The 14225-nt window shown below is 70.7% G+C and carries 10 protein-coding genes; 7 read left to right on the top strand and 3 right to left on the bottom strand.

Annotated elements, in window-relative coordinates; all coding sequences use genetic code 11:
• Positions 1 to 318: 318 nt before the first annotated feature.
• From BN1056_RS14005 to BN1056_RS13985, 5 genes are all read left to right on the top strand, one after another.
• Positions 319 to 3978, top strand: a complete 3660-nt coding sequence (locus BN1056_RS14005; protein ID WP_210582237.1) for a DEAD/DEAH box helicase — start codon at positions 319 to 321, stop codon at positions 3976 to 3978.
• Between the two features lie 475 nt (positions 3979 to 4453).
• Positions 4454 to 5860 (top strand): glutamate decarboxylase, encoded by a 1407-nt coding sequence (gene gad / locus BN1056_RS14000; protein WP_108968302.1) that lies wholly within the window; start codon positions 4454 to 4456, stop codon positions 5858 to 5860.
• Positions 5861 to 5869: 9 nt separating this feature from the next.
• The gene (gadC, locus tag BN1056_RS13995; RefSeq protein ID WP_210582234.1) at positions 5870 to 7609 is read left to right on the top strand and encodes a glutamate/gamma-aminobutyrate antiporter GadC; all 1740 of its coding nucleotides are present in this window, start codon (positions 5870 to 5872) and stop codon (positions 7607 to 7609) included.
• 111 nt (positions 7610 to 7720) lie between these two features.
• Complete coding sequence (locus BN1056_RS13990; RefSeq protein WP_210582231.1) at positions 7721 to 8155, top strand: VOC family protein; 435 nt, start codon at positions 7721 to 7723, stop codon at positions 8153 to 8155.
• Entirely contained in the window at positions 8152 to 8739 is a 588-nt protein-coding gene (locus tag BN1056_RS13985; protein WP_210582229.1) for a GNAT family N-acetyltransferase, read from the top strand. The genes BN1056_RS13990 and BN1056_RS13985 overlap by 4 nt, the downstream gene beginning before the upstream one ends.
• Positions 8740 to 8783: 44 nt before the next feature.
• Here BN1056_RS13985 and BN1056_RS13980 read toward each other — a convergent pair whose 3' ends face one another.
• Positions 8784 to 9413, bottom strand: a complete 630-nt coding sequence (locus BN1056_RS13980; RefSeq protein ID WP_210582227.1) for an HAD-IA family hydrolase — start codon at positions 9411 to 9413, stop codon at positions 8784 to 8786.
• Positions 9414 to 9498: 85 nt separating this feature from the next.
• On the opposite strand from BN1056_RS13980, the gene BN1056_RS13975 reads away from it, so the two are divergent.
• The gene (locus BN1056_RS13975) at positions 9499 to 10218 is read left to right on the top strand and encodes an aminoacyl-tRNA hydrolase (protein WP_210582381.1); all 720 of its coding nucleotides are present in this window, start codon (positions 9499 to 9501) and stop codon (positions 10216 to 10218) included.
• A gap of 79 nt (positions 10219 to 10297) precedes the next feature.
• Here BN1056_RS13975 and BN1056_RS13970 read toward each other — a convergent pair whose 3' ends face one another.
• Complete coding sequence (locus BN1056_RS13970) at positions 10298 to 10828, bottom strand: GtrA family protein (RefSeq protein WP_210582224.1); 531 nt, start codon at positions 10826 to 10828, stop codon at positions 10298 to 10300.
• Between the two features lie 298 nt (positions 10829 to 11126).
• Positions 11127 to 11783 carry an HAD-IA family hydrolase gene (locus BN1056_RS13965; protein WP_210582379.1) on the bottom strand — a complete coding sequence of 219 codons (657 nt, stop codon included), beginning with the start codon at positions 11781 to 11783 and terminating at the stop codon, positions 11127 to 11129.
• Positions 11784 to 12026: 243 nt separating this feature from the next.
• On the opposite strand from BN1056_RS13965, the gene BN1056_RS13960 reads away from it, so the two are divergent.
• Positions 12027 to 14210: an alpha-galactosidase gene (locus BN1056_RS13960; RefSeq protein ID WP_244671740.1), complete on the top strand. Its 2184-nt coding sequence runs from the start codon at positions 12027 to 12029 to the stop codon at positions 14208 to 14210.
• Positions 14211 to 14225: the final 15 nt, after the last annotated feature.

The raw sequence follows: 14225 nt of genomic DNA, 5'->3' as shown, positions 1-14225 counted from the left end.
AGGACCTGCGGAGCGAACGTCTAGCAATTCGTGTCGTGAGGAACCGGTAGCCTGCTCGAGTCGGCTCCACCCCGCCCTGTGGAGCCGCCCTCCGGGGAGTGCTGGGCATACGCTCAAACGGCTCAGCGTCAAGAAGCGCAAGCTCAGCGCCGGCGGAGTCAAGAAGGCTCTGACCGATGCGTTGGCGGAGGTCGAGCAGGAGGACGGCGGGTGGTAGCACGGCGGGGCTGAGGGACTCGGAGGTTCGTGCTTCTGCGCGGCCCGCCATTGCGCTGAGTCGGTTCGAAACGTGTCGGACCCCGCCCGTATGGTGGGGGCATGGCCCGAGAGATCACGCCCGAGGATTGGCCGGCACGGATAGCCGACGCCGAGATCGCGGCCGTGGTCGGTGCGCCGGCCTTCGGCCGCGGACGCCACTACGCGGAGCAGGGGCGGGTAGCCAACCTCTCCCTCTCGGGCAATGGCGAGATTCTTGCCGCCGCGGTGCGCGGCGCGCAGGGGCGGATTTATCAGACCATGGTCTATGCCCGCATCGCCGGTGAGCGCGTGAACTGGTCTGGCACCTGCTCCTGCCCGGTGGGCGGGAACTGCAAGCACACGGCCGCCCTGGTGCTGACCGCCCGCCACCTGGCGCATGCAGCCTCCGCCCCGCCCGGCGACGCCGATTGGGAACGCCGCCTGGCCCAACTGCTGCACACGCGCCAGACCGCACGCCGGGCCGTCGCCATTGAGGTGGTAGACACCTCCGCTGCTCAGCACGGCGCCGGCTCCCGCCGCACTGGCCGCTTCGGATCCGGATCCGCCCGGCCGGGCCGCCTGCACCTGCGCCCGCTGATCGCCGGCAAGCGCGGCTGGGTCAAGCAGGGCATCTCCTGGCGCGGCCTCACGAACGGGGATCTGACCGGTGAGGTGGCTCCGGATGTACTGGCCGCCCTGACCGAGTTGGCGGTCATGGACCCCTACGGCGACTTCTACTACAGCAACTCCGTCATCGATCTGGGCGCGCTGCCGGCCCGCGTCTGGGATGCGCTGCGGCGCGCCGTCGCCGCCGGGGTGACGCTGACGACGGCCCAGCACGGCGGCAACCCGGTACGCATCCTGTCCGGCCTGCGCGCCGGCCTCGCAGTCACCCGTCAGCCCGACGGCACCGCCCTGATCGCCCCCGCATTGGACCTCGACGGCGTCGAGGGGCTCACCCTCGGCGAGGGACATACCGCTGAGAACCGGCCGCTGGGCAACCCCACCCACGCCTATGCGCTCACGGGTGCCGACGGCGCCCTCAACCTGATGCCGCTGGAGCCACCCCCGGATGAGGTGCTGGGGCGGGTACTGGCGCGCAACGAGCACCTCACCATTCCCGCCGCGGACGTGGACCGCTTCGAGCATGACCACCTGGGGAGGCTCGCCGCGGCCGTGCCCATCGTCGCCCTCGATCCCACCCTGACCGTGCCGGACCTGGGCACACCCGTCGCCGTGCTCCACGTGAGCATGGACGCCTCCAAACACCGCGCCGAGATCTCCTGGTCCATTCGCTACGAGACGGCGTCCGGCGCCAGTCGCGGCGAGGTCTCCATCGGCAGTCTGGCGGAACTCGTCATCGGGTCCGCGCCTCCGGACTGGGACCGCTCCACCGGCGCTGCACAGACGGGCTACGACGGCGCGGCCGCGGTGAGCGGCACGGGCTCTGGAAGCCAATCCCGGCAGGCCCCCTCGGCGCGCGACGCCCAGGCCGAGGACCGCCTGGCCCGCCGCATCATCGACGCCTGTACGCCGCTGGCCCCCACCCACGGCCCGCTGTGGCAGCCCGGCCGCTTCACCGGCATGGACACCGCCCGCCTCATCACCCTGGCCGTGCCCGCGCTGGAGGCGATCGACGGCGTCGTCGTCGAGGTGGACGGGCAGGTGCCCGACTACCGGGAGGCCGAGGACGTCCCGCTGATCACCACCGACGTCGAGGACGACGACGATCGGCCGGACTGGTTCTCCCTGCGGGTGCGCGTGAAGGTCGGTGACGAGGACGCGCCCATCGAGCGGCTGATGACAGCGGTCGCCACCGGCGCGGACGAGGTACTGCTCGACTCCGGCAAGTGGATCAACCTCGCCAACCGTCCCGAGATCGTGCGCCTGGCCCGGCTCATGGAGGAGGGCCGCGACCTGCGCGACCCGCGCTCCCGCAGCGCCGGCGACCTGTCGGTCACGCCCTTCCAGGCGGGCCTGTACGCCGAACTGGAGCAGCTGGGCGTTATCGGCGAGGCGACTCGGCGCTGGCGCGAAGGCGTCGAACGGCTCCTGGCGGTGACGGCCACGGTCGACGGCGCCGAGGGGGACGGCGTTGCCGGTGCCGCGGCGGGCGACGCCAACGGACAAAGCTCCGCCGGCATCGTGGATGCGCCGGCGCCCGCGGGACTGCAAGCCGAGCTGCGGCCCTACCAGCTGGAGGGCTACCGCTGGCTCGCCCTGCTGCAGTCCACCGGGCTCGGCGGCGTCCTCGCCGACGACATGGGGCTGGGAAAGACCGTCCAGGTGCTCGCCGTCGTCCAACGCGTGATGGAGCAGCGCAGGACGGGCGCCGGGGCGGCCCCGGACGGGACCGTGGCCGAGGCAGCCTCTCAGCGGCCCGGGATGCACGAGGACTGCCCGGTGCTGGTGGTCGCCCCCACGAGCGTCGTCGGCGCCTGGGCGGAACAGGCCGCCCGTTTCTGTCCCGAGCTAAGGGTGCGCACCGTCACCCGCACCCGCGGCAAGCGGGGGGAGGACCTGGAAGCAATCCGCTCCGGCGCCGACCTGGTGGTCACCAGCTACACCATCGCCCGGATCGAGGAGGAGGACTTCACCGCCGTCGACTGGGCGTGGGTAGTGCTCGATGAGGCCCAATTCGTCAAGAACCACAATGCGGTCACCTACAAGGCCGTGCGGCGCCTGCGCACGCCGTCGATGGTGGCGATCACCGGCACGCCGCTGGAGAACTCGCTGATGGACCTGTGGAGCCTGCTGTCCATCACCGCGCCCGGGCTGCTGCCCGGCCCGGACCGCTTCACCGAGCTGTACCGGCGGCCCATCGAGCATGGGGACGACGCCGCCCTGGCGGCGCTGCGCGCTCGTATCCACCCGTTCATGCTGCGCCGCACCAAGGAGGACGTCGCCGCCGACCTGCCCGCCAAGAACGAGCAGATCCTGGCGGTGGAATTGCCGCCGGCACACCGGCGTGCCTACGACCGGCGGCTCGCGCGTGAACGGCAGAAGGTACTGGGGCTGCTGGAGGAGGACACCGCCCAGTCTCGATTCACCGCCTTGAAATCACTGACGATCCTGCGGCAGATGGCGCTCGACCCGGCTCTGGTTGAGGGGCCCGACGCCGGAGGCTCCCAGGCAGGGAAGCGGGGCAGGGCCACGCACAAGCCCACGGCCAAGGTCGAGGTGCTTTTGGAGACGCTGCAGCCGGTGGTCGCGGAGGGACACCGCGCCCTGGTGTTCAGCCAGTTCACCCGCTACCTGAGTGGGGTGCGCGAGGTACTTGAGGCCGCCGGCATGCGCACCGCCTACCTTGACGGCACAACCACCAACCGGCAACAGGTCATCGACGCCTTCCGGGCCGGGGACGCCGACGTCTTCCTCATCTCGCTGAAGGCCGGTGGCTTCGGGCTGACGCTGACGGAGGCCGACTACGTGTTCCTGCTGGATCCGTGGTGGAACCCGCAGGCCGAGGAGCAGGCGGTGGATCGCACCCACCGCATCGGCCAGGACCGGCCCGTCATGGTCTACCGGCTCGTTTCCGCCGGGACTATCGAGGAGAAGGTCATGGACCTGAAGGAGAAGAAGGCCGAGCTCTTTGACCGCGTGGTGGAGGGCTCCGCCGACGACGCCGCGGGCGGGGTAGCCGACGGGCCTGTCGGCGGGGGAGCGGCTCACCCCGGTGCGGCGGCGAGCCGCGCCCGCCTGACCGCCCAGGAGGTTCGCGAACTCCTCGGCGGCGAGTAGCACTCTCCGCCCGCTCCTATTCGAGGTCGGCCAGCGGCCTCGGCTTCTCCGGGTGCCGACCCGTAGTTCAGGCTTCTTCCTCTCTCCTCGGCAGCCTCCATTACACGTTCAAGCGCGATGAGCCCGTCTTGTCGCAGTCCGTGTGGACGCAAATCAGGCGGCCGGTTCAGGCTTTTCCGCGGATGCTTTCAGGTGCTGTTCAATTTGCGGGTGCACGCGGCGTGCCTGCGCGCTTGCATGAATTTGTACGACTATTTCCAGCCTGCTTTCTGGTGCTTTTCAAGTGGCTCCTGGTGACGCCGGCTATAAAGAAAAGCTTGAAGAATGCTGGCAGGTGTAGCAATTGTTTCGGAAAGCTGGGAGGAATATCCGTGGTAAATTGCAAATGCGGCCTTATTGTCTGGTGTGTGTGGTAGCAAGCACGGCGTGGTGATATTCCTATGTCAATCGTTGCCAACCGAAAGGAGAATCCGACATGTCACGGCCAGTATTCGACGGTTCTTCCGCCCCGGATCCGGGCAGCAGTGAACTCAACCCGCTGTTCGCCCGCCCCGGCGAGGCCTATGACCTGCCGAAGTTCCGCTTCCCCAGCGGGGAGGCGCTGCCCGAGACCGCCTACCAGGTGGTCCACGACGAGGCGATGCTGGACGGCAACGCCCGGCTCAACCTCGCCACCTTCGTCGGCACCTGGATGGACGAACGCGCCAACCGCCTGTACCTGGAGGCGGCCGACAAGAACATGATCGACAAGGACGAGTACCCGCGCACCGCGGAGATTGAGACCCGCTGCTGGACCATGCTCGCGGACCTGTGGCACGCGCCGGACCCGCGCCGCGCCATCGGCACCTCGACCATCGGCTCCTCGGAGGCCTGCATGCTGGGCGGGTTGGCGCTCAAGCGCCGCTGGCGCAACGCCCGCCGCGCCGCCGGCAAGCCCACCGACCGGCCGAACCTGATCATGTCCAGCGCCGTGCAGGTGTGCTGGGAGAAGTTCTGCAACTACTTCGACGTCGAGCCCCGGTACGTGCCCATCACCGAGGAGCACAAGGTCCTGGACGGCTACCGGCTGGAGGACTACGTCGACGAGAACACCATCGGCGTCGTGGCCATCATGGGGGTGACCTACACCGGCATGTACGAGCCGGTCGCGAAGATCGCCCAGGCGTTGGATGCCATCCAAGAGCGCACCGGCCTGGACATCCCGATCCACGTCGACGGCGCCTCCGGGGCCATGATCGCCCCCTTCATCCAGCCGGAACTGGAGTGGGACTTCCGCATCGACCGGGTGGCCTCCATCTCCACCTCTGGCCACAAGTACGGTCTGGTCTACCCCGGCATCGGTTGGGTGGTGTGGCGCGAGGAGGCCGCCCTCCCCGAGGAGCTGATCTTCGAGGTCTCCTACCTCGGCGGGCAGATGCCCACCTTCGCGCTCAACTTCTCCCGCCCCGGCGCCCAGGTGCTGCTGCAGTACTACATGTTCCTGCGGCTCGGCTTCGACGGCTACCGCCGGGTGCAGTCCAACAGCCGCGACGTCGCCCGCTACCTGGCCGACCAGGTCGCCGCCATGGGGCCCTTCGAACTGTGGAACGACGGTTCGGACATCCCCGTGTTCGCGTGGCGGCTGCGCGCCGACCACGCCGACAAGTGGAACCTGTACGACCTGTCCGACCGGCTGCGCATGAAGGGCTGGCTGGTCCCCGCCTACCCGATGCCCGATGACCTCACCGACGTCACCGTGCAGCGGATCGTCGTCCGCAACGGGCTCAGCCACGACATGGCCGACGCCCTCCTGGAGGACATGCGCGCCGAGGTCGCCTACCTCGACCGGCTCGACGGGCCGCTGCCCCACGAGTCGAACCGCCCCACCGCCTTCCACCACTGAGGGGTCGAAATGTCCGTCAAAACCACCGGCAGTGCTGCCGGAACCTCCTTCCCCGACGACGGCGCTCGCGCCAGCACCGCTAACGCACCCGCCTCGTCTGGCACATCCGCCTTTCGCGGTGCCCGCTCCGGCCACCCACCCGCCGGGACGCTCGGGGACCTGCCCGCGCCCGCGCCCGGGGCTGCCGCTCCTGCCGCACCCGCCGCCGTCGGGCCGAGCCAGGACGCGGTCCGCCCGCCCGCCTCAATGAGCGTATTCAACCTGGCCATGCTCACGGTGGTGGCCGTGGCCTCGCTGCGCTCCCTGCCCGCCATGGCCGGCTACGGCCTGCCCTCGGTGGTGCTGTACATCATCCCGGCGGTGCTGTTCATGGTGCCGACGGCGCTGGTGGCCGCGGAGCTGGCCACCGGCTGGAAGGGCGGCGTGTTCATCTGGGTGCGCGAGGCCTTCGGGGAGCGCTGGGGCTTCGTGGCCATCTGGCTGCAATGGGTGCAGAACGTGGTCTGGTACCCCACTCAAATCGCCTTCATCGCCGTGAGCCTGTCCTACGTGCTGGGCCGTGGCACGCTGGCGAACAATGGCGTGTACGTGGCCGGTGTCATCATCGTCCTGTACTGGGTATCCACCCTCATCACCCTGGCCGGCGGCAACCTGTTCGCCAAGGTCGGTTCGTGGAGCGGCATCATCGGCACGCTCTTCCCGGCCGCGCTGCTGATCATCTTCGGCGCCGCCTGGCTGATCTCCGGCACGCCCTCCCAGACGGAGCTGACGACGTCGGCGATCCTGCCGCCCTGGACGGGCCTGGCCTCCATCGTGCTGATCGTGTCCAACGTGCTCGCCTACGCGGGCATGGAGGTCAACGCGGTGCATGCCAACGACCTGGCCGACCCCGGCCGCGGCTATCCGCGCACCGTCCTGATCTCGGCGGTGGTGATCCTGGCGATCTTTATCCTGCCGACCCTGGCGATCGCGGTCGCCGTGCCCAAGGCCAGCCTCGGAGTAGTCGACGGCATCAACCTGGCCTTCAAGACCTTCTTCGACCACTGGCACCTGGCCTGGGGCACACCGGTGATCTCGCTGCTGATCGCGCTGGGTGCCTTCGCCTCCGTTGTCACCTGGATCGCCGGCCCGTCCAAGGGTCTGCTCGCCGCCGCCCGCACCGGTCTGCTGCCTCCGGCGCTACAGCGGCGCAACGGCGCCGGCGTGCAGCGCTCGATCCTGCTGCTGCAGGGCGTCATCGTGACGATCCTGGCGCTGCTGTTCGTGGTGATCCCCAACGGCAACACCGCCTTCGTCACGCTGATCGACATGGCCGCCGCCCTGTACCTGATCATGTACATGATGCTGTTCGCCGCCGCCCTGCGCCTGCGCGCCACCCGCCCGCAGGTGCAGCGCACCTATCGCACACCCGCGATGGGGCTGGTGGCCGGCGTCGGCTTCGTGGCCTGTGCGGTTGCCTTCGTGCTGTCCTTCGTGCGTCCGTCCGGTTTCACCGGACTGAGCACCGTCGGCTACGCCCTGGTGGTGGGGCTGGTGATCGTGGGGCTGGGGGTGCCGCCGCTGATCTTCTACGCGCTGCGCCGGCCCAGCTGGCAGCTGGAGCCCGACCACGCCACCGGTGACGCCATCCTGGTCAACCCGCCGCATCCGCGCGCCGACTGGGCCGCGAGCGGGCCGCACACTCCCCGGCACGAGGTGCGGGCCGTCTCCCGGCACCCCGGAACTCACCCGCTGGGGCGGGCCTCGTAGCGGGAGCCCGGTAAGCGGCTCGGGATGAACCGCCCGGGTTGTCGGCCACTGCGTGGGCCCCGGCGTCGTCGTACAGGCGGCGCCGGGGCCCACGGGTGCATGATGGCTCCCATGCGCGTCACCGGCATCGACCACCTCGTACTCACCGTCGCCTCGGTCCCCGCCGCGGTCGACTTCTACACGCGCGTACTCGGCCTGGAGACCTTCACCTTCGACGGCGGCCGGGTCGCACTGCGGCTGGGGAGCCAGAAACTCAACCTGCGTCCCGCCGACGGGCGCCTCACCCCCGAGGCCGCCGCCCCCACCGTTGGCAGCGCCGACCTGTGCCTGGTCGTCGACGCACCGCTCGACGACGTCGTCGCGCACCTGGCCCGGACGGGAACCGAGATCGAGCTCGGCCCGGTCGCCCGCTCCGGAGCCCGGGGCCCCATGCACAGCGTCTACCTGCGCGACCCGGACGGCAACCTCGTGGAACTGGCTTCATACGACGGGCAGGCGGGTAGCCCGCCGACCGACCCCGCCGACGCAGAGGGAGAACGAGCATGACCGCGGCGCCGTCGGGCGTGACCATTCGCCCAGCCCGTCCCGACGACGAGGCGCGGGTTGCCCGCCTGCTGGCCCTGCGCGGGATCACCGTGGAGGAGGCGCTGGAACAGGCGCCGCGCATGATTGCCGCCCTACCGGTGCTGCTGCTGGCCTCCCTCCCCGCCGACGACGCCGAGCCCACCGGGGCCGGAGGCGCGGCCGCACGGTCGGCCGAGGTCGATGCGGTAGCCCACGCGGCCGAAGTTGATGACACGGCCGCCCCGGTCGCCCTGTCCGGTGCTTTCGTCCTGCCCGCAGACTTGGAGAATGACCGCCCGGAGCGCTGGATGGTTTCCGGTCTGATCGTCGATCCCGGCGCCCGCAGCCGCGGCATCGGCCGTGCCCTGCTGGCCGCGGTGGGCGCCGCCGTGCAGGAGATCGATCCGGCGGAGGACCTGTTCAGTGTTGTCGAGACCGCCAACCACGCCTCCGTCGCCGCTCACCTTGCCGCCGGCTTCCAGGAGGCCGCCCACGTGGACGGCTATGCGGGCCTCGTCTTCGACGGCGACGCCCTGCTGATGCGCCTGCCGGGCACGACGGTCTAAGCGACGGGGGCGGAGTCCGAGGGCAAGCCCCTTGGGCCGGGGGCTCAGTCCAGCAGGGGGAGCAGGTCCCGCAGGCTGGCGACGACCAGCGCTCCGGGAGCATCATCCGGCAGAGTCACCGACGTCCCCGGGCGCACCAGCAGCGCCGCGGGCATACCCGCCCCCCGGGCGGCCACCACGTCGATCGGTCGGTCGCCGACGCACAGCACCTCCGCCGGGTCGAGCCGGTGGCGCTCGGCCAGCAGCAGGTTCATGTCCGGGCTGGGCTTGCGGGCCACCCCGTCCGGGGCACAGACGATGTCATCCATCTTCAAGTGCAGCCCCTGCAGCAGGGCGGTGGCGGAGTCGCGGTCCCGGTGTGTGGCCAGCAGGTTCAACCCGCCCAGGGACCGCACGCGCGCCATCACTTCCCGCGCCCCGTCCATGACCGGCGCCGGTTGCGTGTGCCACCGCTCCTTCAGATCGTCGTATGCCTCTTCCAGCCCGTGGGGATCGAGGCGCTGCTCCTCGCTGAGCGTGGCGATCGCATGGGCGATGGAGTGACGGGTCAGTTCGGTCACGTGATGCAGGTGGGCGGGGTCGGCGTCGCCGAAGGCCGCCTCGCACAGCACCCGGTCGACCTCCGGGTAGGTGTCTACCAGGGTGCCGCCCATGTCCCAGATAATGTGACGCATGCAGCCATTGTCCCCGCAAAACGTCCCCGGTGCGGCCGATTCGCCCTCCCCATCCGCTCACGCCGACCACCCCATTCCCTGGGCCATGCAAATCGCCGTCCACTACGACAAGGTCCACCCGCCCCGCCGCATCGACGTTGCGGAGGCCAGCGCCCGCGCCGTCGTGGCCCTGCTAGCCGCCCCCGAGTCCGCCCCCGGCGGCCCCTGGCACGACGCCGTGGAGTACTGGCGCGACGGGCGCATCCGCAAGTTGGTGCGCCGCGCTCGCGGTCGACGCTGGGATGAGATTCAGGAGCTGCCGGGCGTCACCGTCGCCCAGGACGGACCGGCCGGCTGGGGGAGGGCCGAGGCGCGCGCGATCGTGCCCGGGCCCGTCCGCCCACTGCCGCCCGCGCTGGCCAAGACCCAGGTGGAGGGCACCCACTTCCCGCACGGGGGCGAGCTGCCTCCGCCGCCGGCCGCGATCACGGCCGCCGTCGCCAAGGACCCCGACGCCGCCCGCGGGATCGTGCTCACCAGTGACTCGGTGTCGCAGCAGGCCCTGGTGACGGTGGAGGTCACTCCGCTGGAGGAGATGACCAGTGGGAAGCTGTGCGCGCAGGTCGCCCACGCCGCCCAGCTCGCCTGGGAGAGCCCGCAGCTGCCCGCCGACCTGCGGGAGCGCTGGGCCGCGCAGGGCTACCGGGTACGCGTCGTCTTCCCGTCGGAGGCGTCTTGGCGGAACCGTCCGCGGCCGGTGTCGGTGGTGGATGCGGGTTTCACCGAGCTGGACGGGCCCACGGAGACCACGCGCGCCTGCTGGTGAACGGCGGGTAAGCGACGGGCACGGGCGGCGACGGCGGGCGGGCCTGCGGGCGCTCCCGTCCGCGCTTACGCGGGCGGGCTCAGGCGGCTTCGCCGGCGGGTTCGGGCGTGCCGCGGAACACCCACAGGCGCATCAGTGCGTACAGGTAGATCCCCTCGCAGCAGGCCGAGATCAGCCGCGCCAGCTCCGCGTTCACCCCCACCAGGTGCAGCAGGCTGGACAGGCCCAGAATGAAGATCACGTACTGGGAGACCAGGCCGACGGCGTAGCGCGACCCCTGTGAGACCAGCGAGCCGTGCGACTGGAAGTTCAGCCAGCGGTTGAGCAGCAGTGAGTACACGCCCGCGATCGCATAGCCCACGGTGACGGCCAGGGGGTAGAACCAGTGCAGTTGCTCGTAGAACAGCGTCAGGAAGCTGATGTCGATGACGAATCCGGAGCCGTTGATGAGCGCGTAGCCGATGAAGGTCACCGGCACTCGGCGGCGCAGGAACCCCGGCAGCAGCCGGTGAATGCGGTCGATGAGGTGCCGGAACACGCGCGGAGCACGCCGCGCCGGATCCTGCAGGCGAGCATCGAAACGACGACGGGCGGCGGCTGTGGCCCTCATGGCATCCGACGTCCGGGCCGCGGCAGAGGATTGACGCTGCTCCCGCACATTTCCGGACGTCGTAATGCTCGTCATGGTGATCCTTCCGGGCGCCGCCTCCGCCGCGCTCACAGGCTTGAGTTTTGTACCGCCGTCGACGCCTGGCAAGTCCGTACGGATGAACTCTAGATTCCGAAAGTATGAGGAAAACCTGGTGCCCCTCCTCCCGCAGGAGGAGAGCGCTGAGGCGGCCCCGGCCGGCTGCGTTCAACCTTGACCGAGGAGGCGACAGGGCGCCGTATTACCCGGTGGAGGCGACTCAGGCCACCGTGGTGCCGTCGAGCACGGCGACGATCTCCTGGCGCAGCAGGTCCCCGCCCGCGTCCGCCGGGTGGTGCACCGTGCGTATGCCGAGCGTCGCCGCCGCGGACACATTGGCCGCGCTGTCGTCCACGAACAGCGCCTCCTGCGGAGCCACGCCAACCAGGTCCAGCACCGTGCGGAAGTACTCGGCGCTGGGCTTGGCCACGCCGAGCGTGCAGGAGTAGGCATCCACGTCGCACAGACCGTCGTACCCGAGTACCGAGCGCATCCAGGCGCGACGCTCGTGCTGCTGGTTGGTGGCCAGCACCGTGGTGTAGCCGGCGGCCCGCAGCTCGCGGACCGCCTGCCAGGCGGCCGGGTCCGGCGTGGCCCGCCACCACAGGTCGAGCAGTTCTTCCACGCTCGCGCCGAGCCGTAACTCGTCTACCAGCCGCTCAAGCAGGGTGCGCAGATCCTCGTCTCCTCTCAGAGCGGGGCCCTCCTCGGCGAGCAGGCGACGGCAGAAGCGCTCCCCGCCGCCATTGGTCAGCGCCTGATCCCAGGGTGTGCCGATCAGCTGCAAAACGCCGTCGGCGTCGAGCAGCACGGCGCGTACCGGGCTGGTTCCGAGCGGGGGAATCTCGGGCGGGGCGGGTGAGGGGGCCGGCGTCATGAAGCGATCGTGGCGCATGATCGCCGGTTTGGCCAGCAGTCCGCCGGGGAGGGGCTGAAAGCGGGCAAGGATCGAGCCGGGCGCGGGTGGCCCAAGTGTGGTGGTGCCGGTGGTTGACGTCACGCATTTCTTCGACTAGAAAATAATCGCTGTGCAACAGCCCGGCCGCGCCGCGGCGGCCGGACCCGCGGGGAACAGCCCGCAATCCCAGCCGCAGATCCCACATAAGTCGAAGGAGACCCCGTGTCCCACTCTCGTACCGTCCACCTGCGCCGGGCCGGCACCTCACTGGTCCTGGACCTGATGCCCGACCGGCACCCGGTCGTGCGGCACTGGGGCGAGGACCTGGGCGAGCTCGATGGCGCGGCCCTCGCCGACGTCGGCATCGCCCAGAACACGGCCACCGGCTCCAACCAGACCTGGACCACCCCGGATCTTCCCGTGCTGCCGCTGCCACACCTGGGCTGGTCCGCGCGTCCCGCCGTTCTGCTGCACCGCGCCGACGGCTCGGCCTTCTCCGTCCACCCCGAGAACGTCACCCACACGGTCGAGACGGTCGCGGCCCCCGGCGGCCAGGCCGATCAGGTCACCTCCACCGCCACCGACCCGGTCCACAGCATCGTCCTGACCACCGTGTTGCGTCTGGAGCCATCCGGCCTGGTGCGCCTGCGCGCCGAGGTCGCCGACGCGGCCGGCCCCGACGCCGCACCCCTGGAGGTCGACGAACTCACCCCGCTCCTGCCGGTGCCCGCCGACGCCACCGAGCTGCTCGACTTCACCGGCCACCACGCCTTCGAACGGCAACCGGTGCGCACCCCCTTCACCCCCGGCACCCGCCTGCGCGAGTCCTGGGAGGGCCGCACCGGTCACGACGCCGTCACCTGGCTGGTCGCCGGCACCGCCGGCTTCGGCTGGCGCCGCGGCCGCGTCCACGCCGTACACCTCGCCTGGTCCGGCAACACCCGCGCCCTGGCCGCCCACCCCGCCCAGGGTTACCGGCTGCTGGGGGCCGGGGAGCTGCTCCACCCCGGTGAGATTGTGCTCGGCCCCGGCCAGAGCTACACCAGCCCGTGGGTGGTCGGCTCCTGGGGGGAGGGCCTGGACGCGCTCGCCGCCCGGGCGCACGCCCACGTGCGGGCCCTGCCCTCCTACCCGGCCCGCCCGCGACCGGTGCTGCTCAACATCTGGGAGGCCGTCTACTTCAACCACGATCTGGACAAGCTCAAGGCCCTGGCCGATGAGGCCGCCGCCATCGGCGTCGAGCGCTTCGTCGTCGACGACGGCTGGTTCGGTTCGCGCCGCGACGACACCTCCGGCCTGGGCGACTGGCAGGTCTCCCCGGAGGTCTGGCCCACCGGGCTGGAGCCGCTGGCGCAGCACGTGCGCGAGTTGGGCATGGAGCTGGGACTGTGGTTCGAGCCGGAGATGATCAACCGCGACTCCGAGCTGGCCCGCACCCATCCCGACTGGATCCTGTCCGACGGGGCCGGCGGCGCCGTCGAGCACCGCCACCAGCGGGTGCTGGACCTCACCGCCCCGGGCGCCTGGGACTACCTGTTCGGCGCCATCAGCGACCTGGTGGAGCGCCTGGACCTGGCCTACATCAAGTGGGACCACAACTCCACGGTGCTGGCCGCCGGGCACATGGCTCCCAATGCCGCACTCGGGACCCGCTACGGCGCCCCGGCCATCCACGAGCAGACCCTCGCCCTCTACCGGCTACTGGACGCCCTCCACGAGCGCTTCCCGAACCTGGAGATCGAGTCCTGCTGCGGCGGCGGGGGCCGCATCGACCTGGGGATCATCGAGCACACCCAGCGCGTGTGGACCTCCGACTGCAACGACGCCCACGACCGCGCCAACATCAACCGCGGCACCATGCTGCTGCTGCCGCCCGAACTGATCGGCACCCACGTCGGCTCCGGGCGCGACCACACCACACTGCGCAGCCTGGACATCTCCTTCCGCGCGGCCACCGCCCTGTGGGGACACATGGGCGTGGAGTGGGATCTGCTGAGCGCCACCGACGCCGACAAGCAGGGCCTGGCGGAGCTGATCGGCCTGCACAAGCGGCTGCGCCCCCTGCTGCACGCCGGCACGGTTGTCCACGCCGACGTCGACGAGGACGACGCCGTACGCATTCAGGGCGTCGTCGCCCCGGATCGCTCCGACGCCCTGTTCGGACTGACCAGCCTGGGACAGGCACTCACCTGGCCCGGCGCCCCCCGGCCCCTGCCCGGCCTGGACCCGCAGCGCACCTACCGGGTGCAGCTGGCTGCTCCCCTGTACGAGGGCCACACCTACGAGGCCGCCTGGACCCGCCCCGAGGGGGTGGTCCTGCCCGGCTCGTACCTGGTGAACACCGGCCTGTCATTGCCCGTCATCCATCCCGACCACACGCTGCTCGTGCGCGTCACCGCCGTCTGAGCCGCTCCGCGCCCA

Origin of the sequence: Actinomyces succiniciruminis, assembly GCF_900002405.1 — a bacterium.
GTDB classification, from domain to species: Bacteria; Actinomycetota; Actinomycetes; order Actinomycetales; family Actinomycetaceae; genus Actinomyces; species Actinomyces succiniciruminis.
This window is presented reverse-complemented; position numbering and strand designations above follow the sequence as displayed.